At 64.7% G+C, this 21,310-nt stretch carries 21 protein-coding genes and 1 riboswitch; of the genes, 17 read left to right on the forward strand and 4 right to left on the reverse strand.

The genetic code is table 11. The features are described from left to right. The first annotated feature begins 2 nt into the window (after positions 1 to 2). The 4 genes from LB515_RS08300 to LB515_RS08315 all read left to right on the forward strand — a co-directional run bounded on the left by LB515_RS08300 (position 3) and on the right by LB515_RS08315 (position 3,077). Complete coding sequence (locus tag LB515_RS08300) at positions 3 to 464, forward strand: RT0821/Lpp0805 family surface protein (protein ID WP_224707398.1); 462 nt, start codon at positions 3 to 5, stop codon at positions 462 to 464. A 117-nt stretch (positions 465 to 581) separates the two neighbouring features. Next, on the forward strand, positions 582 to 1,508 hold the full coding sequence (locus LB515_RS08305) for a DnaJ C-terminal domain-containing protein (RefSeq protein ID WP_095767150.1): 927 nt from the start codon (positions 582 to 584) through the stop codon (positions 1,506 to 1,508). A gap of 107 nt (positions 1,509 to 1,615) precedes the next feature. Beyond that, entirely contained in the window at positions 1,616 to 2,434 is an 819-nt protein-coding gene (gene fabI / locus LB515_RS08310) for an enoyl-ACP reductase FabI (protein WP_127229536.1), read from the forward strand. 55 nt (positions 2,435 to 2,489) lie between these two features. Beyond that, positions 2,490 to 3,077 (forward strand): histidine phosphatase family protein, encoded by a 588-nt coding sequence (locus LB515_RS08315; protein ID WP_224607527.1) that lies wholly within the window; start codon positions 2,490 to 2,492, stop codon positions 3,075 to 3,077. 189 nt (positions 3,078 to 3,266) lie between these two features. Here the strand turns inward: LB515_RS08315 and LB515_RS08320 are convergent, their stop codons facing one another. After that, positions 3,267 to 3,530 carry a DUF1344 domain-containing protein gene (locus LB515_RS08320; RefSeq protein ID WP_224632445.1) on the reverse strand — a complete coding sequence of 88 codons (264 nt, stop codon included), beginning with the start codon at positions 3,528 to 3,530 and terminating at the stop codon, positions 3,267 to 3,269. 208 nt (positions 3,531 to 3,738) lie between these two features. Between LB515_RS08320 and aroC the strand changes: the two genes are divergently transcribed. Then, positions 3,739 to 4,854 (forward strand): chorismate synthase, encoded by a 1,116-nt coding sequence (aroC, locus tag LB515_RS08325; protein WP_224707399.1) that lies wholly within the window; start codon positions 3,739 to 3,741, stop codon positions 4,852 to 4,854. A gap of 105 nt (positions 4,855 to 4,959) precedes the next feature. Next, positions 4,960 to 6,060 (forward strand): 3,4-dihydroxy-2-butanone-4-phosphate synthase, encoded by a 1,101-nt coding sequence (ribB, locus tag LB515_RS08330; RefSeq protein ID WP_095766746.1) that lies wholly within the window; start codon positions 4,960 to 4,962, stop codon positions 6,058 to 6,060. A gap of 371 nt (positions 6,061 to 6,431) precedes the next feature. On the opposite strand, the gene LB515_RS08335 is transcribed toward ribB, so the two are convergent. After that, positions 6,432 to 7,652, reverse strand: a complete 1,221-nt coding sequence (locus tag LB515_RS08335) for an MFS transporter (RefSeq protein ID WP_224707400.1) — start codon at positions 7,650 to 7,652, stop codon at positions 6,432 to 6,434. Positions 7,653 to 7,772: 120 nt separating this feature from the next. Here LB515_RS08335 and LB515_RS08340 point away from each other — a divergent pair, with 120 nt between their 5' ends. Both LB515_RS08340 and LB515_RS08345 read left to right on the forward strand, forming a co-directional pair. Further along, positions 7,773 to 8,366 carry a TetR/AcrR family transcriptional regulator gene (locus LB515_RS08340; protein WP_095766748.1) on the forward strand — a complete coding sequence of 198 codons (594 nt, stop codon included), beginning with the start codon at positions 7,773 to 7,775 and terminating at the stop codon, positions 8,364 to 8,366. Positions 8,367 to 8,497: 131 nt separating this feature from the next. Next, positions 8,498 to 9,481 carry a hypothetical protein gene (locus LB515_RS08345; protein WP_224545889.1) on the forward strand — a complete coding sequence of 328 codons (984 nt, stop codon included), beginning with the start codon at positions 8,498 to 8,500 and terminating at the stop codon, positions 9,479 to 9,481. On the opposite strand, the gene bluB is transcribed toward LB515_RS08345, so the two are convergent. Then, entirely contained in the window at positions 9,482 to 10,213 is a 732-nt protein-coding gene (gene bluB / locus LB515_RS08350) for a 5,6-dimethylbenzimidazole synthase (protein ID WP_224707401.1), read from the reverse strand. A 42-nt stretch (positions 10,214 to 10,255) separates the two neighbouring features. Next, positions 10,256 to 10,434, reverse strand: a riboswitch (cobalamin riboswitch). A 114-nt stretch (positions 10,435 to 10,548) separates the two neighbouring features. Here bluB and LB515_RS08355 point away from each other — a divergent pair. From LB515_RS08355 to LB515_RS08380, 6 genes are all read left to right on the forward strand, one after another. After that, positions 10,549 to 11,475 (forward strand): histone deacetylase family protein, encoded by a 927-nt coding sequence (locus LB515_RS08355; RefSeq protein ID WP_224707402.1) that lies wholly within the window; start codon positions 10,549 to 10,551, stop codon positions 11,473 to 11,475. A gap of 3 nt (positions 11,476 to 11,478) precedes the next feature. Next, positions 11,479 to 11,730, forward strand: a complete 252-nt coding sequence (locus tag LB515_RS08360) for an exodeoxyribonuclease VII small subunit (protein WP_095766752.1) — start codon at positions 11,479 to 11,481, stop codon at positions 11,728 to 11,730. Positions 11,731 to 11,922: 192 nt separating this feature from the next. Beyond that, positions 11,923 to 12,189, forward strand: a complete 267-nt coding sequence (locus LB515_RS08365) for a DUF2277 domain-containing protein (RefSeq protein ID WP_095766753.1) — start codon at positions 11,923 to 11,925, stop codon at positions 12,187 to 12,189. Between the two features lie 9 nt (positions 12,190 to 12,198). Beyond that, entirely contained in the window at positions 12,199 to 13,119 is a 921-nt protein-coding gene (locus LB515_RS08370) for a pirin family protein (RefSeq protein WP_140847990.1), read from the forward strand. A gap of 265 nt (positions 13,120 to 13,384) precedes the next feature. After that, positions 13,385 to 15,292: a 1-deoxy-D-xylulose-5-phosphate synthase gene (gene dxs, locus LB515_RS08375; protein WP_224707403.1), complete on the forward strand. Its 1,908-nt coding sequence runs from the start codon at positions 13,385 to 13,387 to the stop codon at positions 15,290 to 15,292. A 189-nt stretch (positions 15,293 to 15,481) separates the two neighbouring features. After that, the gene (locus LB515_RS08380) at positions 15,482 to 15,730 is read left to right on the forward strand and encodes a hypothetical protein (RefSeq protein WP_224707513.1); all 249 of its coding nucleotides are present in this window, start codon (positions 15,482 to 15,484) and stop codon (positions 15,728 to 15,730) included. On the opposite strand, the gene LB515_RS08385 is transcribed toward LB515_RS08380, so the two are convergent. Next, entirely contained in the window at positions 15,727 to 16,128 is a 402-nt protein-coding gene (locus LB515_RS08385; RefSeq protein WP_224707404.1) for a GFA family protein, read from the reverse strand. The genes LB515_RS08380 and LB515_RS08385 overlap by 4 nt on opposite strands. 107 nt (positions 16,129 to 16,235) lie before the next feature. Between LB515_RS08385 and LB515_RS08390 the strand changes: the two genes are divergently transcribed. From LB515_RS08390 to LB515_RS08400, 3 genes are all read left to right on the forward strand, one after another. Beyond that, positions 16,236 to 17,003 carry a TlyA family RNA methyltransferase gene (locus LB515_RS08390; RefSeq protein WP_224707405.1) on the forward strand — a complete coding sequence of 256 codons (768 nt, stop codon included), beginning with the start codon at positions 16,236 to 16,238 and terminating at the stop codon, positions 17,001 to 17,003. Beyond that, complete coding sequence (locus LB515_RS08395; protein WP_224707406.1) at positions 17,000 to 18,241, forward strand: class I SAM-dependent RNA methyltransferase; 1,242 nt, start codon at positions 17,000 to 17,002, stop codon at positions 18,239 to 18,241. Before LB515_RS08390 ends, LB515_RS08395 begins: the two co-directional genes overlap by 4 nt. A 167-nt stretch (positions 18,242 to 18,408) precedes the next feature. Then, positions 18,409 to 21,243, forward strand: a complete 2,835-nt coding sequence (locus LB515_RS08400; RefSeq protein ID WP_224707407.1) for a caspase family protein — start codon at positions 18,409 to 18,411, stop codon at positions 21,241 to 21,243. The last annotated feature ends 67 nt before the right edge of the window (positions 21,244 to 21,310 follow it).

A 21,310-nucleotide genomic window follows, 5' to 3' on the forward strand; every position in this document is an offset into this window, starting at 1 on the left:
GATTGTCGCGTATCGCGCAAGCTTTTGACAGCAGGCAATGGGGCGTTATCGCTTCTGCCAGCGTCAAGGCTGTGGTCGTGACGTTGGCGCTACCGCTTGCCGCTTGCGGTGCCGGCGGCTTCAGCCTCGAAAAGGCCGACGTCGACCGCTCGATCATCACCTCCAGCGCGCCTTCCTCGCCGGCTGCCCCGGTGGCTGATAAGGACTCCGACCAGACCACCATCGGCAACGCCGTTTCCTCCGCCGACTTGAAGGAGCTTGCCGGCCAAGCGGTGCCATGGGCCAATGCCGGGACCGGGTCCCGCGGCGCGATCACCGAACTGGTGGAACTGAAGGACGGCGGCCTGACCTGCCGCCGCTTCAGCGCCACGCGCGAGAGCTTCGACGGTGTCGCCCTCTACAAGGGCGAGCTATGCCTAGCCGAGGCCGGCGGCTGGCGCATGCAGGAATTCAAGGCGCTCTGATTGTCCGGCACTCTGATTTTTCGGGCGCCAATCGCCCTTGCGCCACTGGAATTTCTTCCTATGCGAGCGCATATAGGAGGCGACTCATAAATCCATTCTCTCATGCAGGCAGGAAGCATGCGCGACCCCTATGAGGTGCTGGGCGTTGCCAAGAACGCATCGGCCAAGGACATAAAATCGGCTTACCGCAAGCTCGCCAAGAAGTATCATCCGGACCAGAATCCGAATGATCCGAAGGCGAAGGACCGTTTTGCCGCCGCCAACCAGGCTTACGAGATCGTCGGCGATGAGAAGACGCGCGCCGCCTACGATCGCGGCGAGATCGACGCCGACGGCAAGCCTAAATTCCAGGGCTTTGAAGGCGCAGCCGGCGGCGATCCGTTTGCCGGATTCCGCCGTCAGCAAGGCCCCGGCGGCGCGCATTTCGAATTTCGCAGCGGGCGCCCGGGCGGCGATCCGTTCGACGGCAACAGCGACATCTTCAGCCAGATTTTTGGCGATGCCTTCTCCGGCGCCCGCGGCGCCGGCCGGGCCGACCGCCGTCAGCCGGTCCAGGCCGCGGACCTCAACGTCACCATGGATATCAGTGTCGAGGAGGCAGCCACCGCCGATAAGGTGACGGCGATGTTCCCCGACGGCCGCAAGGTGGCGGTCAAGCTGCCGGCCTATGTCGAGGATGGCCAGACGATCCGCTTGAAGGGCCAGGGCGAGCAGGGTCCAGGCCAGCCTGGCGATGCGCTGGTCAAGATCCACATCCGCCGCCATTCGCGCTACCGCATCGAAGGCCGCGACCTGCATGTCGATCTTCCCGTCGATCTGGCCGATGCGGTGCTCGGCGCCAAAGTGGCGGTCGAGACGCCGACCGGCAAGCTCGCGGTCAACGTGCCCGCATGGTCGAGCTCGGACAAGGTGCTGCGCCTCAAGGGCAGGGGCCTGCCGGAAAAGGCCGGCGGCCATGGCGATCTCTATGCCCATGTGCGGCTGATGCTGCCGGAGGGCGGCGATGCCGAGCTTGAGGCCCTGATGCGCCGCAGAAAAGGGTGATTGAGGGAATTTTGTTCCTGTTGCAGTGTCTTTTGAGCGCTTGAAGGGGTTTTGTGCCTGTGCGATAGGCTCTCCACAAAGCGGATATTCTTGCGGAGAGCTTGCACATGGCGGGTGGACAGGGCCTGATGGCCGGTAAGCGGGGCCTGATCCTGGGCGTCGCCAACAATCGGTCGATCGCTTTCGGCATCGCCAAGGCTTGCGTAGATCACGGCGCCGAAATCGCGCTGACCTATCAGGGCGAGGCCTTCAAGAAGCGCGTCGAGCCGCTCGCGGCCGAGCTCAACGCGCATGTCGCCGGCCATTGCGACGTCACCGACCCGGAAAGCCTCGATGCCGTCTTTGCCGATATCGCCAAGCACTGGGGCAAGCTCGACTTCCTCGTCCACGCCATCGCCTTTTCCGACAAGGACGAGCTCACCGGCCGTTATGTCGAGACGACGCGCGACAATTTCCTGCGCACCATGGACATTTCGGTCTATTCCTTCACCACCATCGCCAAGCGCGCCGAGCCGCTGATGACCGATGGCGGCTCGCTTTTGACGCTGACCTATTACGGCGCCGAAAAGGTGATGCCGCATTACAACGTCATGGGCGTCGCCAAGGCGGCGCTGGAAGCAAGCGTGCGCTACCTCGCGGTCGATCTCGGCGCCAAGAAGATCCGCGTCAACGCGATCTCGGCCGGTCCGATCAAGACGCTGGCCGCCTCCGGCATCGGTGATTTCCGCTATATCCTGAAGTGGAACGAGTACAATTCGCCGCTGAAGCAGACGGTCACCCAGGAAGAGGTCGGCGATTCCGGCGTCTATTTCCTGTCGGACCTGTCGCGCGGCGTGACCGGCGAGGTCCATCATGTCGATTCCGGCTACCATGTCGTTGGCATGAAGGCGGTCGACGCGCCGGATATCTCGACTGTCAAGGACTGATCCTTACCTCCGCCTATCCTTCGTCCCAGGCCCTGGCCCGACCTTGGAAGACCTGATGTATCCGCTCGTCTACATCGCGCGCCACGGCCAGACTGAGTGGAATGCCGAGCGCCGCCTGCAGGGCCAGGCCGATACCGATATCAACGAACTTGGCCGCGAGCAGGCGACGCAAAACGGCCGACGGTTGGCGGAACTCATCGGAAATCCTGCGGATTTCGATTTTGTCGCCAGCCCGATGCGGCGCACGCGCGAGACGATGGAGCTGATGCGCGCCGCGATGGGGCTCGATCCTTCCGCCTACCGCACCGATCCACGCCTCGTGGAGCTAAGCTTCGGCGACTGGCAGGGTTTCACCTTTGCCGAACTCGAAAAGCGTGTCCCGGGTTCGACCAAAAGTCGCCGCGCAGCGAAGTGGGATTTCCAGCCGCCGGGCGAGGGCGCGGAAAGCTACGAGATGCTGCTGGAACGGGTGAAGCCATGGTTCGATGCACTCGACCGGCCCACTGTCTGCGTCACTCATGGCGGCGTCATGCGCTGCTTCTTCCGCTTCGTCACCGGCATTTCCAAACAGGAAGCCGCCAGCCTCGAAATCCCCCAGGACCGTCTGCTGCGGCTGGAGGGTCGGAGCTTGGAGTGGCTTTAACAAATCGCGCCCTGGCAATTCAGGTCAGGCCGAGTCGAGAAGGCTGGATTCCGAGAACGGGCCTACGCTGGCCGTAGCCTTCGTAGCGCGGAGACCCCTCATGAGAGCTTCGGGCGGCGAAGGCCCGAGCGGAGCGTACTTCCGTACGTAAGCACCGGAAGCCGCCTTCGCAGGCCGGCCTACCCTAATTTAATTCTGGTCGCTGTCGGGCAGCTGCATATCCGTCACGACATTCTCGCCATTGGTCACGTCATAGGCGATGACGATGTCCATGCCGGGCTTCAGCGAGTCGATGTCGGTCTCGGCGTTGAGCTTGTAGGCCTTGCCGTCGTCGAGCGTCAGCGTCAGCGTGTCCTTGTCGACCTTCTTGATCAGGCCTTCGGTTTGGCCGGCGAACGCGGCGGCGGTGGAAATCATCAACATGGCGCAGACCGCGCCAATCAGGGTACGCATCGTCGTCCTCTTTAGGTCATTGCGCCAGCTTGTCAGCGGCGGGTCCTCAACGGCGGATGGGAAGAGAGCAGAAACCAACCGAATGTGTCAAAACTAAATCCGCCACATCACAGTTTGATGCACACCCGATCAGCGTTTGACCACTGTGGAAAACGCCAATAGAAGGCAGCCTTAACCGGGTTCCCTCGCCGGGGCAGGGCGTATCCTCATGTCGCACAACACATTCGGCCACCTCTTTCGAGTCACCACCTGGGGTGAAAGCCATGGCGCCGCGCTCGGCTGCGTTGTCGACGGCTGCCCGCCCGGCATCCGCTTCAAGCGCGAGGACATCCAGGCCGAGCTCGACCGCCGCCGCCCCGGCCAGTCGCGCTTCGTCACCCAGCGCCGCGAGCCGGACGAGGTGAAGATCCTGTCCGGCTTCATCCTAGACGAGGACGGCGAGACGATGATCACCACCGGCACGCCGGTGTCGATGCTGATCGAGAATGTCGACCAGCGCTCCAAGGACTATGGCGAGATCGCCCGCCAGTATCGGCCGGGCCATGCCGACTACACCTACGACGTCAAATACGGCCTGCGCGATCACCGCGGCGGCGGCCGCTCCTCGGCGCGTGAGACGGCAGCGCGGGTGGCGGCGGGCGCCCTGGCGCGCAGGATAGTGCCCGGCATGGTGGTGCGCGGCGCGCTGGTCTCGATGGGCGAAAAGTCGATCGACCGCGCCAACTGGAACTGGAATTTCGTCGGCGACGCCGAGAACCCGTTCTTCACTCCGGATCCGGCCTCGGTCCCGGTCTTCACCGCCTATCTCGACGGCATCCGCAAGGCTGGCTCTTCGGTCGGCGCGGTGATCGAGATCGTCGCCGACGGCGTGCCGCCCGGCCTCGGCGCGCCGATCTACGCCAAGCTCGACCAGGACATCGCCTCCGGCCTGATGTCGATCAACGCCGTCAAGGGCGTCGAGATCGGCAATGGTTTCGAGGCCGCCCGCATCACCGGCGAACAGAACGCCGACGAGATGCGCATGGGCAATGACGGCAAGCCGGTGTTCCTGTCCAACAATGCCGGCGGCATACTGGGCGGCATCTCGACAGGACAGGCGATTGTGGCCCGTTTCGCCGTCAAGCCGACCTCCTCGATCCTGACCCCGCGCCAGTCGATCAACAAGGACGGCAAGGATGTCGAGGTGATGACCAAGGGCCGCCACGACCCTTGCGTCGGCATCCGCGCCGTGCCGATCGGCGAGGCCATGGTTGCCTGCGCGATCGCCGATCATTATCTGCGGCACAGAGGACAGACAGGGAGGGGAGTAGGCAGTAGGGATTAGGCAGTAGACCGCCCGACACAGCCATTTTCTTTCTTCTACTGCCTACTGCCTACTGCCTACTGCCTACTGCCTGCTGCCTAATTCCTGCGAGCGAAGCGAGCGCCGATGCCCTACGACCAGAAGAAGATCGTCGAAGCGATCCGTGCTTTCGAGCGCGGTGAGATCGTCGTTGTCATGGACGATGACGGGCGCGAGAACGAGGGCGACCTGATCGTCGCCGCCGTCCACTGCACGCCGGAGAAGATGGCCTTCATCGTGCGCAACACCTCCGGCATCGTTTGCACGCCGATGCTGCGCGAGGACGCGAGGCGGCTGAACCTCGCGCCGATGGTGGCGGACAATGATTCCGCGCACACCACTGCCTTCACGGTCAGCGTCGATTTCAAGCACGGCACGACAACAGGCATTTCCGCCGACGACCGCACGCTCACCGTGCGCAACCTTGCCAATGGCAATGTCGGCCCGTCGGATTTCGTGCGTCCCGGCCACATCTTCCCGCTGATCGCGCGCGAAGGCGGCGTCTTGATGCGCTCCGGCCATACGGAGGCCGCGGTCGATCTCTGCAAGCTCGCCGGTCTGCCGCCGGTCGGCGTCATCTCTGAGCTGGTCAATGACGACGGCACGGTCAAGCGCGGGCCGCAAGTCCAGGCCTTCGCCGAGGAACATGGGCTGAAGCAGGTCTCGGTCGCCGACCTCATCGCCTATCGCCAGCGCAAGGAGACGCTGGTCGAACGCGTCGCCTGCTCCGACATCGACACGCCCGGCGGCAAGGCGCAGGCCTTCACCTACACGCTGCCTTGGGATTCCATGCACCATCTCGCGGTCGTCTTCGGCGACATCCGCGATGGCGAGGAGGTGCCGGTACGACTGCACTCGGAAGATGTCGTCACCGACGTCTTCGGCACCAGCCACCGGCTCGACGGCATCATGAAGGCGATGGGCGAGCGCAGGCGCGGCGTCATCGTCTATCTGCGTGAAGGCTCGGTCGGCGTCGCCCATCAGGAGCGCAAGCGGCCCGCGAGCGGCGACCGCGAGGACCACGAAGAAGCCCGCCGCCGCGAGAACGAATGGCGAGAGATCGGTCTCGGCGCCCAGATTCTCAAGGACCTGGGTATCTCCTCGATCAACCTGATCGCCTCGCGCGAGCGCCACTATGTCGGCCTCGAGGGATTTGGCATTCACATCGCCAAGACCGAGATTCTGTAGTCCGTCGGAGGGTTGACGAACCGGAGGCCGTACGGCAGCCCGCCGGCCTTGCTGATTGACGGAAGTCTCCGCGACGGAGGCGATTGGCCGGAGCATGCGCGACGCGGGCGATTGGCGGAGACCTACGCGATGTCGTCATCCACGGGCGGAGCGACGCGAAGCGACGCGCGTAGACCCGAGGATCCATTCCGTGACGTTGATTGTAGAATGCTAAGGAGCAGAATTCTGCACCGTCGCGGTGCGTCGAAGTCACGGAATGGATCCTCGGGTCTGCGCTCCGCTTCGCGTCGCTCCGCCCGTGGATGACGAAGTCGCGGAGGCTCCGGCCAACCGCCAACGTCCGCGATAATGATCGGACGGCCGAATAACCGTCACTCCGCCGCGACGACCGCCTCGCCCCTATCCGCCTCGCAATCGTCCGTCGCCAGCCGGCATTGGCCGGCGAGCACGGTGGCCAGCGCGATGGCGCCGGCCGCGACCGAAACCCAGAACCCGTTCTGCGGACCGAAGGTGTCGACCATCCAGCCGGCGGCAAAGGAGCCCAGCGCCATGCCGATGCCGATGCCGGTCGTCACCCAGGTGACGCCTTCGGTGAGCATCGCCGGCGGCACGTGGCGCTCGATCAGGCCGAAGGCGGTGATGAAGGTCGGCGAGATCGCGACGCCGCTGACGAACACCGCCAGCGCCAGAGTCGGCACCGTGTCAACGAAGAGGAGCGGCAAGGTGGTGAGCGCGATCACGGTGACTGCAAGGGCCAATTGCCGCTGCAGCGGCGCCTTGAGGCTGAGCGCGCCGACGATGATGCCCAGCACGAAGGATCCCAGCGCATAGACGCCGATGACGAGGCTCGCCGCCTCAGGTTGGCCAAGCTCTTTGGTGATCGCCACCGTCGTCACTTCCGTCGTGGCGAAGGTCGCGCCGACGAAGATCAGTGCGAAGGTGATGATCTGCACCGGCCGGAGCCGGATCGCCGAGCCGGCCGCGCCATGTTCGGCCGGGCGGACCGGCGGCTCGGACGAGCGCTGCAGCAGGAATGCCGCCGAGCCGAGCGCAAGCAGCAATGTGCTGACCACCATGCCGGCTTCCGGGAACAGCGCGGCGCTCAAGCCCACCGACAGCGAGGCGCCGGCGACATAGACCAGTTCGTCGGCGGCCGATTCGAAGGCGAACGCCGTGTTGAGCTCCGGCCGGTCGCGGAAGATCTCGGTCCAGCGCGCCCGGACCAGCGCCGGGATGCTGGGCATGGCGGCGGCAAGTAGCGCCGAGCTGAACAACGTCCAGATAGGCCAGTGCTGGTTGGCCGCGACGATCAATGTCGCGAAGGAAAGCACCGAGACGAGCGTCATGGGTGCTGCGATCGCCGTCTGGCCACGTCGGTCCACCAGCCGCGACCCTTGCGGCGACAGGAAAGCATTGACCAGCGCATAGGTCGCCGAGACGGCGCCGGCCAGCCAGTATTCGCCATGTGTCTGCGACAGCATCGCCACGATGCCGATCGGGGCCATGGCGATCGGCAAGCGCGCGATGAAAGCCGCCGCGGCGAAGCCTTTCGTGCCGGGAGCCCGAAAGATGTCCGAATAAGGGTTTCGCATGATCCTGCTCCTCGACAACGGTGCATACTAAAATTACATACGCTGCGTATGACTGTGAGATAGTTCATACGCCACGTATGTCAATTGGCATACGAGGCGTATGTGAGTAGGGCCAGAACCATGCACAGACCGCGCAAGGAGATGATCGCCGAGACGCGCGCCAAGCTGATCGCGGCCGCTCGCCATGCTTTCGGCACGATCGGCTATGCCGAGGCCTCGATGGACGATTTCACCGCGTCGGCCGGCCTCACGCGCGGCGCGCTCTACCATCATTTCGGCGACAAGAAGGGACTGCTGCAGGCGGTGATCGCGGAGATCGACGGCGAAATGGCTGTGCGGGTGAACGAGGTGGCTTCGAAAGCGCCCACCCGCTGGCAGCATTTCGTCGACGAATGCACCACCTATATCGAGATGGCGCTCGAGCCGGAAATCCAGCGCATCATGTTCCGCGATGGCCCGGCGGTGCTCGGCGATCCGGCGCAGTGGCCGAATGCCAGCGCCTGCACCGCCTCGATGACCAACCATCTGACCAGGCTGCAGGAAGAGGGCGAGGTCGTTCCGGAGCTTGATCCCGAGACGACCTCACGGCTGATCAATGGCGCCAGCAGCCAGGCCGCGCAGCGCATCGCCAATTCGACGGACCCCGAGGCGACCTCGAAAAAAGCGATCACGGCCTTCAAGCAGTTGCTCGAAGGCTTGCGAAAGAAGCCTTGACGGCACGCTCGGGTAATCAAGCCACCGGCTTATGCACCGGTTTCGGGCCGGCGCAACCCTGCCGCGATTGACAATCGCCGGGGCGAGCGCATCCTCCACCGCCAACTCTGAAGGTGAGGGGAGTCGGGGCCATGTGGGACTTCAGCATCGCCAGATCCGTGTCGATCATGATGCGGACATGGCCGTTCATCGTCTTTCGCATGATCGTCTATTTTGGCATCACGGTCGCCTACATCATGGCGACCGGTACGGGCGCCAGCGTCGGCTACGGCGTCGGCCACATCTCCACCGATCCCGACGGCCCGATGTCCTTCGCGCTGTGGGGTGGCGTGGTCGGCTTCGGCGTCGTCTCGATCGCTGTCTACTGGATACGCGAATACATCCTCTATGTGTTGAAAGCGGGCCATATCGCCGTCATGGTGCATCTGATCGACGGCCAAGATGTCCCCGACGGCCAGGGCCAGATCGCCTACGCGAAGGAAGTGGTCACCCAGCGTTTTGCCGAGGCCAACATCCTTTTCGTCGTCGACCAGCTGGTCAAGGGCGCCATCCGCGCCATCACCGGCCTGATCGGCGGCATCGCCGCCTTCCTGCCCGTTCCGGGCTTGAGCGGCATCGTCAGCTTCATCAACACGGTGATCCGCCTGTCGCTGACCTATGTCGACGAGATCATCCTCGGCTACAACATCCGCATCAATTCGAGCTCGCCTTTCGAGACGGCAAGGCAAGGCGTCGTGCTCTACGCGCAGAACGGCAAGCACATGGTCAAGAACGCCGTCTGGCTGGCGGCGATCATGTGGGGCGTGTCCTTCGTCATCTTCCTGTTGATGCTGGCGCCCGCGGCCGCCATTCTGTGGGTCATGCCGGGCCAGCTTGCCGGCTGGGCCTTCGTGCTGGCCATCGTCTTCGCCTGGGCCTTCAAGGCAGCCTTCATCGAGCCCTTCGCCATCGCCTCGCTGATGCAGGTCTATTTCGAAGCCATCGAAGGCCAGGCGCCCAATCCCGAATGGGACCGGCGGCTCGCCGAGACCTCGTCCAAATTCAGGGAACTGCGCGACAAGGCGCTGGGCTCTTTCGGCGGCGGCTCGCGCTGGGATACGCCGAGAGCCGCCTGATCATGGCTTTGATGGGCCGCCAAGCTTTGCGATTGCCGATTTAAGCGGCGCCTCGCCGGCGCCGCGAAACGTCTCGCTCATGACCAGTTCGGGCAGCGGCAGGCGCTTGCCCCAGCCATGCGCCTCGAGGTCCGGCTTCGGCGCGAAGGCCGAGACGCGGCCGACGCACAGATAGGCGATCGGCGTGACATGCTCCGGGATCGCGAGAAGCCGCTTCAGTGCCTCGGTCTCGATGATGCTCACCCAGCCGACGCCGACACCTTCGGCCCGTGCCGCCAGCCAGAAATTCTGCACCGCGCAGACGGTGCTGTAGAGATCCATCTCCGGATTGTGCCAACGCCCGAGAGGCGAGTCCTTCGAGCGCTGCCGATCGCAGGTGATACACAGGTTGAGCGCGCTTTCGCAAATGCCCTCGAGTTTCAGCTTGCGGTAGAGCGCCTGCCGTTCCGCCTCGATCGCCGGCAACTCCTGCTCGCGCGCGGCGAGGAACAGGTCGCGCACTTGTCTGCGCCGCTCGGCATCGCGGATGACGATGAAATTCCACGGCTGCATATAGCCGACCGACGGGGCGTGATGCGCGGCGGTGATGAGCCGCGCCAGCACATTGTCGTCGAGATCGTCGGGGACGAAATGGCTGCGCACGTCGCGCCTGGTGAACATGGCCCGGTAGACCGCGTCGCGCGCCAATTGGTCAAAGTCGTCGCCGCTCGCGGCGATCGCTGCTGCCGTCATCGCTTTTCCCCTTGCGACAAGCAGTCCCCCGCCTGACCAAGCGGAAAACCATGTCTGCCGGGCCGGTCTTCTGGCTCGGGATCGTCCCGCATCCGGCGCCTTCCCGTCTTCGACAGTGGCGTGTGCCGGCGCGGTCCCCCTTACAGTGTTGGGCACGCCACGGAGTTCAACCGTGTTCCCGATTCTCCCGCGTCGCGGGCACCTGGCAGCGATGCGACCTTACAGCGAAGCTTAGGCCGCGCCAATGGCGTTAGCGACACGGCAAGACGCGATTTCCCCAGCCATTCGGCTGCCAAACATGGTCATTGCGGGCATAGGCCCCTAGATTAGGCGCCATGGCCACCCGTCTCTATACGCACCCGATCTTCCTCGAACACCTCACGCCGCCCGGCCATCCCGAGCGGCCCGACCGCCTGCGTGCCATCGAGCGCGTGCTCGACGACGAGGCATTTTCGGCGCTCGACCGCGTCAAGGCGCCGGAAGGCGACGAGAAAACGATCCTCTATGCGCATCCGGAGGATTTCGTCGAGCGCGTGCGCGGGGCGATCCCTGAGAGCGGGATCGCGTCGATCGACGCCGACACCAGCGCCAGCCCGAAAAGCTGGCAGGCCGTGATCACCGCGATCGGCGGTGCCAACGCGGCGGTGGACGACGTCTTCGAGGGCCGTGCGGCAAACGTCTTCGTCGCCGCGCGTCCGCCTGGACATCATGCCGAAAAGACCACGGCAATGGGCTTCTGCCTGTTCAACACGGCGGCGATCGCCGCCCGTTACGCGCAGAAGAAGCACCAGGCCGAGCGTGTCGCCATCGTCGACTGGGACGTTCATCACGGCAATGGCACGCAAGACATCTTCTGGGACGACCCATCGGTGCTCTATTGCTCGACGCACCAGATGCCGCTTTACCCGGGCACCGGCGCGAAGAACGAGACCGGCGCCGGCAACATCGTCAACGCGCCGCTGGCGCCGCAGACCGGCAGCGATCTCTTCCGCGACGCCTTCCTGTCGCGCGTGCTGCCCTCGATCGACGCGTTCGCGCCAGACCTGATCATCATTTCCGCCGGCTTCGATGCGCACCATCGCGACCCGCTGGCCGAGATCAACCTGACCGAGGACGATTTCGACTGGGCGACCGGGCAATTGATGGAACGCGCCGGGCGCCATAGCTCCAACAGGCTCGTCAGCCTGCTGGAAGGCGGCTACGATCTGCAGGGACTGGCATTTTCAGTCGCCGCCCATGTCGGGCGGCTGATGAAGGGATAGGGTATGGCATTGGAAGGCAATGAGGACGTCAAGGCGATGAGCTTCGAACAGGCGCTCGACGCGCTGGAGAAGATCGTCGATGATCTTGAGCGCGGCGACGTCCCGCTCGACCAGTCGATCAAGATCTATGAGCGCGGCGAGGCGCTGAAGGCGCATTGCGACCGGCTGCTGAAAGCCGCCGAGGACAAGGTCGAGAAGATCAGGCTGTCGCGCGACGGCAAGCCGGTGGGAACTGAACCGCTGGACGCCGACTGAGGTGTTGATATTCAGGTGAGGCCGGCCTGCAAATGGCAACTTCCTGCGCTTCCGGTGCTCACGTACTTCAAGTACGCTCCGCTCCGGTTCTCGGAAACCACCATTTTCGGCTCGGCCTGACCTGATCTCAACACCTCAGCGGATGATCTCAGACCGGGTAAGGGCAGAGAAAGCAGGTAAGGAGTTCAAGCCATGTGCCGCAACATCAAAACCTTGGCCAATTTCGAGCCGCCGGCGACCAATGACGAAGTGCATGACGCCGCGCTGCAATTCGTGCGCAAGCTGAGCGGCTCGACCAAGCCGTCCAAGCGCAACGAGCATGCCTTCTACCATGCTGTCGAGGCGATCGCGGCTGTCGCGCGCGAATTGATCGATTCGCTCGAAACCAACCAGGAGCCGCGCAACCGCGAGGAAGAAGCTGCCAAGGCGAAGGCCAGGTCGGCGCTGCGTTTCGCCTGAGGATCCGACATGAGCTTCTTTCCGGGAAACGATCCCGAACCCGGCGATGCCTTCGCCTGCGACCAGATCGAGCTGATGGTCGTTCCGAACGCCAAGGACATTGGCGGCTTCGAGGTGCGCCGCGCCTTGCCAACGGCGAAGCGCCGGCTGGTCGGGCCGTTTATCTTCTTCGACCGCATGGGCCCTGCGATCCTGCGCGCCGGCCATGCGCTCGACGTGCGTCCGCATCCGCATATCGGGCTTTCCACCGTCACCTATCTGTTCGACGGCAGGATCAGGCATCGCGATTCGCTCGGCACCGAAATGGTGATCGCGCCGGGCGACGTGAATCTGATGACCGCCGGGCGCGGCATCGTTCATTCAGAGCGCACGCCACAGGAATTGCGCGGCGCGCCGATGTCGGTCTCCGGCCTGCAGACCTGGCTGGCGCTGCCCGACGGCAAGGAGGAGATTGCCCCGGTGTTCGCGAACACGTCGGTGGCCCGCTTGCCGCAGATCGATGCCGAGGGTGTCAGCGGCCGCGTCGTCATTGGCGCGTTCTCAGGCCTTCGCTCGCCCGTGGCGACCGCCTCGGACACGCTCTACGCCGATCTCAGACTGGCCGCCGGCGCCAGCGTGAAGATTCCAGCCGATGCCGAGGAGCGCGCCATCTACACGCTGGAAGGCGACGTCTCGATCGCCGGCGATGTTTTCCCGGCCGAGCGGCTCCTGGTGTTCAAGCCGGGCGAGGAGATCGTGGTCTCTTCCGAGCGCGGTGCGCATTTCATGCTGTTCGGCGGCGCTTCGCTGGGCTCCAAGCGCTACATCTGGTGGAATTTCGTCTCGTCCTCCAAGGAACGCATCGAGCAGGCCAAGCAGGAATGGAAGACGGGCCGCTTCGATATCGTTCCCGGCGATGAGGAGGAGTTCATTCCGCTGCCCGAGAACTAAGGTGTGTTGATATTCAGGTGAGGCCGGCCTGCAAATGCCGGTTTCCTGCGCTTCCGGTGCTCACGTACTTTGAGTACGCTCCGCTCCGGTTCTCGGAATCCATCATTTTCGGCGCGGCCTGACCTGAATCTCAATACACCTTGCAGCGTAGCACGCGTCACTGGCACGCATTTACATTCGCCCGCCGGCGGACTATTCCCGCGCATGATTATGGCGCAATCTGCTGATAGCGCCGTGTTCGATCGATAAGGCAGGACGCGCCCGAGTGAAGCCAGACACGCCGCTGCTCGACAAGGTCCGCATTCCGGCGGATTTGCGGACGCTTGATGAGAGCGCGCTGCCGCAGCTTGCCGCGGAGCTCCGCGCCGAGTTGATTGATGCCGTGTCGCAGACCGGCGGTCATCTCGGCGCCGGCCTCGGCGTCGTCGAACTGACCGTCGCGCTGCACTACGTTTTCAACACGCCGCAGGATCGGCTGATCTGGGACGTCGGCCACCAGGCCTATCCGCACAAGATCCTGACCGGCCGCCGCGACCGCATCCGCACGCTGCGCCAGGAAGGCGGCCTCTCTGGTTTCACCCGGCGGGCCGAGAGCGAATACGACCCGTTCGGCGCCGCGCATTCCTCGACCTCGATTTCGGCCGGTCTCGGCATGGCCATGGCCCGCGACTTGTCGGGCGGCCGCAACAATGTCATTTCCGTCATCGGCGACGGCTCGATGTCGGCCGGCATGGCTTTCGAGGCGCTGAACAATGCCGGCGCGCTCGACGCCCGGCTGATCGTCATCCTCAACGACAACGACATGTCGATCGCGCCGCCGACCGGCGCCATGAGCGCCTATCTGGCGAGGCTCGCCTCCGGCAAGGCCTATCTCGGCCTTCGCGATTTCGGCAAGAAGCTGACATCCTATCTGGGCAAGCGCGCCGACCGCGCCATCACCCGTGCGGTCGAGCATGCGCGTGGTTACGTCACCGGTGGCACCTTGTTCGAGGAGCTCGGCTTCTATCACATCGGTCCGATCGACGGGCACAATCTCGAACATCTGATCCCGGTGCTGAAGAACGTCCGCGACAACGGCAAAGGCCCGGTGCTGATCCATGTCGTGACGCAGAAGGGCAAGGGCTACGCGCCGGCGGAGGCCGCAGCCGACAAATATCACGGCGTCAACAAGTTCGACGTCATCACAGGCGCGCAGGCCAAGGCGCCGGCCAACGCGCCCGCCTACACCAAGGTCTTCGCCGAAAGCCTGATCCAGGAAGCGCGTGAGGACGACCGCATCGTCGCCATCACCGCCGCCATGCCGAGCGGCACCGGTCTCGATCTCTTCGGCGAGGTGTTTCCGAAGCGAACCTTCGATGTCGGCATTGCCGAGCAGCATGCGGTGACCTTCGCCGCGGGGCTCGCCACCGAAGGCTACAAGCCTTTTGCGGCCATCTATTCAACCTTCCTGCAGCGCGCTTACGACCAGGTCGTCCACGACGTGGCGATCCAGAAACTGCCGGTGCGTTTTCCCATCGACCGCGCCGGTTTCGTCGGCGCCGACGGCGCCACCCACTGCGGCGCTTTCGATACGACCTTCCTGGCCACGCTGCCGGGCTTCGTTGTCATGGCCGCCGCCGATGAGGCGGAGCTGCGTCATATGGTGCGCACCGCGGCTGCCTATGATGACGGCCCGATCGCCTTCCGCTATCCACGCGGCAATGGTGTCGGCGTCGACATGCCGGAGCGCGGCTCGCTGCTGGAGATCGGCAGGGGCCGCATCCTCAAGGAAGGGACCAAGGTCGCGCTGCTTTCCTTCGGCACGCGGCTGCAGGATTGCCTGTTGGCGGCCGAGGAACTTGGCGCTGCGGGCCTTTCCACCACGGTTGCCGACGCCCGCTTCGCCAAGCCGCTGGACGAGGATCTCATCCGGCGGCTCGCCCGTTCGCATGAGGTGCTGGTGACCGTGGAAGAGGGCGCCATCGGCGGCTTCGCCAGCCAGGTGCTGCACTTCCTCGCCCATGAAGGCCTTCTCGAAAGCGGCCTCAAGGTGCGCCCGCTGGTGCTGCCGGACGCGTTCACCGACCATGCCAAGCCGGAGAAGATGTATGCCGATGCCGGGCTGGATTCGGCAGGCATCGTACGCACCGTCTTCGCCGCGCTCGGTCGCGGCGTGCAGGCGCAGCGCGCCTGAATCAGAGCTTCAAGCGGTGAATCGTTTTGCCGGATGCCAGATGTAGGTATCTGTTAACGCTCCCGTTTGGCGGTTCGCTTACCCTGTCTCTTGGCCGATTTTCAACGGCGCCCTGCTAGAAGCTCGAGCCAGGCAGGGAGACAACCAAAAATGAAAACGCTTCTGTGCGGAGTAGCCCTTTTGGCGGCCGTGACGGCGTCGGCGGCAGCCGAAACACGTTACGACCGCAATCTCGAAAAGGCGGTGCTGGATATCGTTGCCGGCAAGATGGGCAATATTCGCGGCGGCTTCTCCTATAAGCAGGTTCCTCAACTCGTCGTGCTGCCGGATGCAGGTCCCGTCGCGCCCACTCCGGTTGAGCCGCCGCGCAAGCAAGCCTCCGGCAATGACGGCCTGATGCCCGCCATCGAGCGCCAGGTTTCGCGCACCATTTTTTAGAACCACATATCGCGCACGCAGCGGCCGTCGCGCGGCAGGTCGTCAAAAGTGTCGAGGCCGTCGAAATGGTCGATCGGCAGGTCGGCGACCTCCTCGGGCGGCGCAAGCCTGACATTGACAGCGATGCGCGTGCGGCCGCTTTCGCCGGAGCGCAGGCCACGCCAGGCGACCACGCAGGCGCAGGTCGGACAGAACAGGATTTCCAGCGCGGGCTCCGCCACCTCGGCGCGTGTGTACGATTTCAGTAGTCCGGCGACGCGGATGCGCTCGTCGGCATAGTCATAGGCCCAGAGCGCTCCGTAGCGGCGGCAAAGCGTGCAATTGCATGCGGTGATTGCGCCGGGATCGCCTTCCAGCGTCCAATGAACTGCGCCGCAATGACAGGTACCCCTCAGCATTGCCACCTCCACCGGCTGACGAACCGCCTGTTCCTCTCGGCATTCTGCAGCCTCTTGCGCCATATTCAACCATTGCGTTCGCGCCCGGCTTTCGCCAATGAAGGCCGATGAGTTCCCCTTTGCCAGCCAGCCGGCGCCAGCGGCTCGACGAATTGCTCGTCGGGCGCGGCCTGTTTGCCAGCCGTTCGCGCGCCCGCGACGCGATCGAGCGCGGCACGGTGACGGTTGACGGCGCCGTCGCCCGCAAGCCCGGCCAACCCGTCGCTTCGGACTGCCTGATCGCCATCGATGATCCGGCGCAGGCCTATGTGTCGCGCGCGGCGCTGAAGCTGATCGCCGGCCTCGACCGTTTCGGCCTCGATCCTTCCGGCAGCGAGGCGCTCGACATCGGCGCCTCGACCGGCGGCTTCACCCAGGTGCTGCTCGAGCGCGGCGCGGCCCATGTCATGGCGATCGATGTCGGTCACGGCCAGATGCATCCAGACATTGCCGGCGACCCGCGTGTGACGGTGATCGAAGGACTGAACGCGCGCGATCTGACGGCAGCCGATCTCGGCGGCCGCGTTCCCGGTTTCCTTGTCTGCGACGTCAGCTTCATCTCGCTGAAGCTGGCTCTGCCGCCGGCGCTGGAACTGGCGGGCGAGGGCGCCAAGGCAGTTCTGCTGGTCAAGCCGCAATTCGAGGCGGGCCGCGAGGCCATCGGCAAGGGCGGCCTGCTCAAGGATCCGGGCGATGCCGGGCGCATTGCTGCAAATTTGCGCGACTGGCTGGCCGGCGTTCCCGGCTGGCGCGTGCTGGGACTCGAGCCGTCGCCGATCGAAGGCGGCGACGGCAACCGCGAGTTCCTGCTCGCCGCCACGAAGGACGGGCGATGAGCACACGCTTCACCATTGCAAGGCTGGGCTCGCAGGGCGACGGTATCGCCAATGCCGAAGGCGGGGAGGTCTTCATCCCGTTCACGCTGCCGGGCGAGATGGTCACGGCCGCGCGCCAGAAGGACCGCGCCGCGCTGATGTCGGTATTGGAAGCCTCGCCGCTCAGGATCGATCCCGCCTGCCGCCATTTCACCGAATGCGGCGGCTGCGCGCTGCAGCATTACGAGGCTGGAGCCTACCGGCAATGGAAGCGCGAGAGGGTCGTGCAGGCGCTGAAGCTCAAGGGCATCGCTTGCGACATCGCTGCGCTGGTGCCTTGCGCGCCGCACACCCGCCGCCGGGTCACGTTCAGTGCCAGGCGCGCGGACGCCGGCATGCTGCTGGGCTTCGTGCGCGCGCTGTCTTCCGAGATTATCCCGATCGAGGAATGCCCGATCTCGCTGCCCGCGATCGTCTCGGCGCTCGACAAACTGCGCGCCCTGGCCGGCTTGGTCTGCGCCACCCCGAAGGCATTTCATATGACGGTGACCGTCACCGCTTCAGGCCTCGACGTGGCTGTGCACGATGCCGGCAAGCTTGGCGACCATCAGCGCCGTATCGCGTCGAATTTCGTCATGGCCGAAGGTCTGGCGCGGCTTTCCGTCGACGGCGAGATCGTCGTCGAGCCGAAGAAGCCGGTCGTGCAGTTCGGATCGGTCGCGGTCGCCGTGCCGCCCGGCGCCTTCCTGCAGGCGACGGAAGCTGCCGAGCGGGCGATGGCGGACCTTGTCGGCCGGCATCTGTGGCGCGCCAGGAAGGTCGCGGACCTGTTTGCCGGCTGCGGCAGCTTCGCGCTCAGGCTCGCGGCGAAATCAGAGGTTCACGCTGTGGAGGGCGATGCGCCGGCGCTTGCCTCGCTCGATCGCGCCTTCCGCTTTTCCAGCGGCCTGAAGCGCGTGACCAGCGAACGCCGCGACCTGTTCCGTCGGCCGCTGACCTTCAAGGAGTTGAACGTCTTCGACGGGCTGGTCTTCGATCCGCCGCGCGCCGGCGCCGAGGACCAGTCGAAGCAGATCGCCCGCTCCGACGTGCCGCTGGTCGCCGCGGTGTCCTGCAATCCGGTGACGCTCGCGCGCGATCTGCGCATCCTGATCGATGGCGGCTACACGCTGAAGAGCGTCACGCCGATCGACCAGTTCCTGTGGTCGCCGCATGTCGAGGCGGTCGCGCTTTTGGAGAAGCCGAAGCGGCGGCGGTAGCTCGCGGCCGGAGGCTCGCGTGAAAACTGTGAAGCCTCTGTTCTTTCGACGAAATTGCGCCCTAAAGCCGCCTTTTTGCAGGGTCTTAATTCTGCGGTTAGGGAAACATTCCTGTCTCTCCGGCGTTATCGCGTTGGACGAATGGCGGACAAGGATGGCGGATTGCAATGCGCTCGCTTCGGAAAATCATCGGCCTTGTCGTCGTTCTCATCACGTTCGCCGTCGCGTCCACGACGGGCGCGCTCGCCCAACAGCAGAAACGTCTCGCATTCGTCATCGGCAACGCCGCCTATCCGTCGGATGCGCTGGTCACCTCCGCGAATGACGCCGGCCTGATCGCCCAGACCCTGCAGGCAGCAGGGTTCGATGTGGTCGGCGCACGCGATGTCGACCAGGACTCGTTGCGTGGCGCGCTGCGCGATTTTCTTGGAAAGGTTTCTGCCGCCGGCCCGGACGCGACCGTTTTCGTATACCTCGCCGGCCGCGGCGTGCAGTTCGAAGGCGAGAACTATTTCTTGCCGGTCGACGCCCGGATCGCCAATCCGGCCGACGTGCCGCTGCAGGCCATGCGGCTCTCCGATATTACCAAGTCCCTGGCGGGACTGCCGGCGAAGGTCAATATCGTTGTCCTCGACGCGGCTCGGCCCAATGCCCTTCCGAAAATGAGCCAGCCGCTGGCTAGCGGTCTCGCGCTGGTCGACCCCGACCCCAACATGCTGATTGCCTTCAACGCGGCGCCCGGAACGGTTGCGCCGGAAGGCAAGGGCCCATACGGCGCCTATGCTCAGGCGCTCGCCGAGATGATGCGCGAAGGCGGCTTGTCGCTTGACGATGTTTTCGACCGCACGCGGCTACGCGTCAACGAGGTGACGCAAGGTGCCGAAATTCCGTGGGACGCCTCGAAGATCAGCGCGCCTTTCGTCTTCTTCGAACGCGCTCAGGACGCGCCGCCGCCGAAGGTTTCGGAGGCCGAAGAACGGGCCAACCGGACCAGGCCGATCCGCGACTTCAATGCGCATGACGCCTATGTCGCGGCACTCGACCGCGATACCATGCGCGGCTACGAGGAGTTCCTCGTCGCTTATCCGCACGATCCGATGGCCAAGCGCGTGCGCGCCATCATCGCTGCGCGGCGCGAGGCGATCACCTGGCGCGAAACATGGCTGCGGGACACGCCGGAGGCTTATTGGTCCTATCTCGAGCGTTATCCGCACGGGCTGCATGCCTGGGACGCGCGCCGCCGGCTGGAGCATTTCGACGCCGAGCTCGAACCACCGACGAGCTTCACCGTCATCGTCTACGACGTGCCACCGCCGCCGCCGGAGGAAATCATCTATGTCGACAGGCCGGTGCTCTATTTCGACGATCCCGATTTCGACTTCGAGCCGCCGCCGCCGATCGACGTGATATTCCTGCCGCCGCCGCCGCCCGATTTCGTCGTGCTGCCGCCGCCCCCGCCGCCGGTCGATGTTTACGTCCTGCCGACGCCGGTCTTCGTCCCCGTGCCGGTCTGGGTCAGGCCGCCGCGTGACATTGCGCCGCCGCCGAACGACATCATCTTCAACAACATTCACAACACGACCGTCATCAACAACATCAACAACACGACGATCAACAACGAGCCGGCCAATCAGGCCCGACAGCCAAACGCAAATGCACCCAGCGGCCTCACCACCGGGCAGAAGATGGCGGTTGGTGCGGGCGCGGCCTCGCTGGCGGCCAAGGTGGCGTTGCCGCCGTTGCTGCAGAAAAGGGCGGCGCTATTCAAGCAAAATCAGGGCGGCCAGCCGCTGAAGCCGGGCCAGGCTGCCACGCAGGGCCAGCAGCCTGGTGAGACGCCGCAATCGCTGAAACCGGGCCAGGCTGTCACGCAGGGCCAGCAGCCGGGTGTGACGCCGCAGGCGAGGACGATGGGCAAGCTCTCGACTGATCACGCCTTGCCGGGAGCTGACGGCAGAGCGCTGCCGCTCGTCAACGGCAAGCCGGTGCTCAACGGCCAGAACGCGCCCAACAGGAGGGTGCTGGGCAAGCAAGGCCCTGTGAGCGGCAACCAGCAGGCTACCGGGAATGCCGGCGCCCCCGTCACGGGCAACGGCCAGCAGAACGGAGTTGTCGACGATCAGGGCAAGAAGGGCAAGTTCCGCAAGTTGCCGACCGTCAATGGCGCGTCGGGCGAGAACGGGCAGAACGCCCAGCAGAGGTTTGGGAAGAACAATCCGAATGCGTTGTCCGGCCAGAACGAAGGCAGACCGAGGAAGCTGACCCGCAAGGATCTGCCGGCAGGCCAGACAGCTGTCGGACCGAGCGATCAAGGCACGGTCAACGGAGGCGATAGAGGTAAGAAGCTCCGCAAGCTGCCGACCGTCAATGGCGCGCCAGGCGAGAACGGGCAGAACGCTCAGCAGAGGTTCGGGAAGAACAATCCGAATGCGTTGTCCGGCCAGAACGAAGGCAGACCGAGGAAGCTGACACGCAAGGATCTGTCGGGAGGCCAGACAGCCCTCAGCCCGAGCGATCAAGGCTCGGTCAACGGAGGCGATAGCGGTAAGAAGTTCCGCAAGCTGCCGACCGTCAATGGTGCGCCAGCCGACAACCGGGCGAGCGTGCAGGAGCGGCTCAGGAGAAACAATCCGAGTGTGTTCTCCGACCAGAATCAGGGTTCGGCCAACGCAAACAGGAAGTTTCGCAGGCTGCCGAACGGCGAAGAGGGTTCCGCCGGCGCAGGCATCAACGTCCAGCGCAGCTTCAAGCAGGAAAGGCCGAACGTGCAGGTGCTCAGGCCGCAAAGGCCAGAGTTCCAGGCGCAGCCAAGGCCTCAGATGCAAGAGAGACACCTGCAGCAGTTGAGGCCTGAGCCTCAGATGCAAGAAAGACGCTTGCAGCAGCGGCCTCAGCCTCAGATACAGGAACGGCGCCTGCCGCAGCAGCTCAAGGAGCAGCCGCCGCAGGGAAACAAAAAGCCGACCTGCGGGCGTCCTGGCGAGCCGCCCTGCCAGCAGTAGGCCAGCAAGGCTTGACCGCGGGCGGCAACGCTCGTTCATGGGCCGGATTTTCCGGCCTATGAATTTG

Origin of the sequence: Mesorhizobium sp. CA15, assembly GCF_020165215.1 — a bacterium.
GTDB lineage: Bacteria > Pseudomonadota > Alphaproteobacteria > Rhizobiales > Rhizobiaceae > Mesorhizobium.

Excerpts from the sequence above, each read along its gene's own strand:
- LB515_RS08315 (WP_224607527.1), top strand. The coding sequence starts at position 2,490 with ATGTATCCGCTCGTCTACATCGCGCGCCACGGCCAGACTGAGTGGAAT.
- LB515_RS08345 (WP_224545889.1), top strand. The coding sequence starts at position 8,498 with ATGTGGGACTTCAGCATCGCCAGATCCGTGTCGATCATGATGCGGACA.
- LB515_RS08365 (WP_095766753.1), top strand. The coding sequence starts at position 11,923 with ATGTGCCGCAACATCAAAACCTTGGCCAATTTCGAGCCGCCGGCGACC.
- bluB (WP_224707401.1), bottom strand. The coding sequence starts at position 10,213 with ATGACGGCAGCAGCGATCGCCGCGAGCGGCGACGACTTTGACCAATTG.
- ribB (WP_095766746.1), top strand. The coding sequence starts at position 4,960 with ATGCCCTACGACCAGAAGAAGATCGTCGAAGCGATCCGTGCTTTCGAG.
- LB515_RS08395 (WP_224707406.1), top strand. The coding sequence starts at position 17,000 with ATGAGCACACGCTTCACCATTGCAAGGCTGGGCTCGCAGGGCGACGGT.
- LB515_RS08340 (WP_095766748.1), top strand. The coding sequence starts at position 7,773 with ATGCACAGACCGCGCAAGGAGATGATCGCCGAGACGCGCGCCAAGCTG.
- LB515_RS08370 (WP_140847990.1), top strand. The coding sequence starts at position 12,199 with ATGAGCTTCTTTCCGGGAAACGATCCCGAACCCGGCGATGCCTTCGCC.
- LB515_RS08390 (WP_224707405.1), top strand. The coding sequence starts at position 16,236 with ATGAGTTCCCCTTTGCCAGCCAGCCGGCGCCAGCGGCTCGACGAATTG.
- fabI (WP_127229536.1), top strand. The coding sequence starts at position 1,616 with ATGGCGGGTGGACAGGGCCTGATGGCCGGTAAGCGGGGCCTGATCCTG.
- aroC (WP_224707399.1), top strand. The coding sequence starts at position 3,739 with ATGTCGCACAACACATTCGGCCACCTCTTTCGAGTCACCACCTGGGGT.
- LB515_RS08320 (WP_224632445.1), bottom strand. The coding sequence starts at position 3,530 with ATGCGTACCCTGATTGGCGCGGTCTGCGCCATGTTGATGATTTCCACC.
- LB515_RS08335 (WP_224707400.1), bottom strand. The coding sequence starts at position 7,652 with ATGCGAAACCCTTATTCGGACATCTTTCGGGCTCCCGGCACGAAAGGC.
- LB515_RS08305 (WP_095767150.1), top strand. The coding sequence starts at position 582 with ATGCGCGACCCCTATGAGGTGCTGGGCGTTGCCAAGAACGCATCGGCC.
- LB515_RS08360 (WP_095766752.1), top strand. The coding sequence starts at position 11,479 with ATGGCATTGGAAGGCAATGAGGACGTCAAGGCGATGAGCTTCGAACAG.
- LB515_RS08385 (WP_224707404.1), bottom strand. The coding sequence starts at position 16,128 with ATGCTGAGGGGTACCTGTCATTGCGGCGCAGTTCATTGGACGCTGGAA.
- LB515_RS08355 (WP_224707402.1), top strand. The coding sequence starts at position 10,549 with ATGGCCACCCGTCTCTATACGCACCCGATCTTCCTCGAACACCTCACG.
- LB515_RS08400 (WP_224707407.1), top strand. The coding sequence starts at position 18,409 with ATGCGCTCGCTTCGGAAAATCATCGGCCTTGTCGTCGTTCTCATCACG.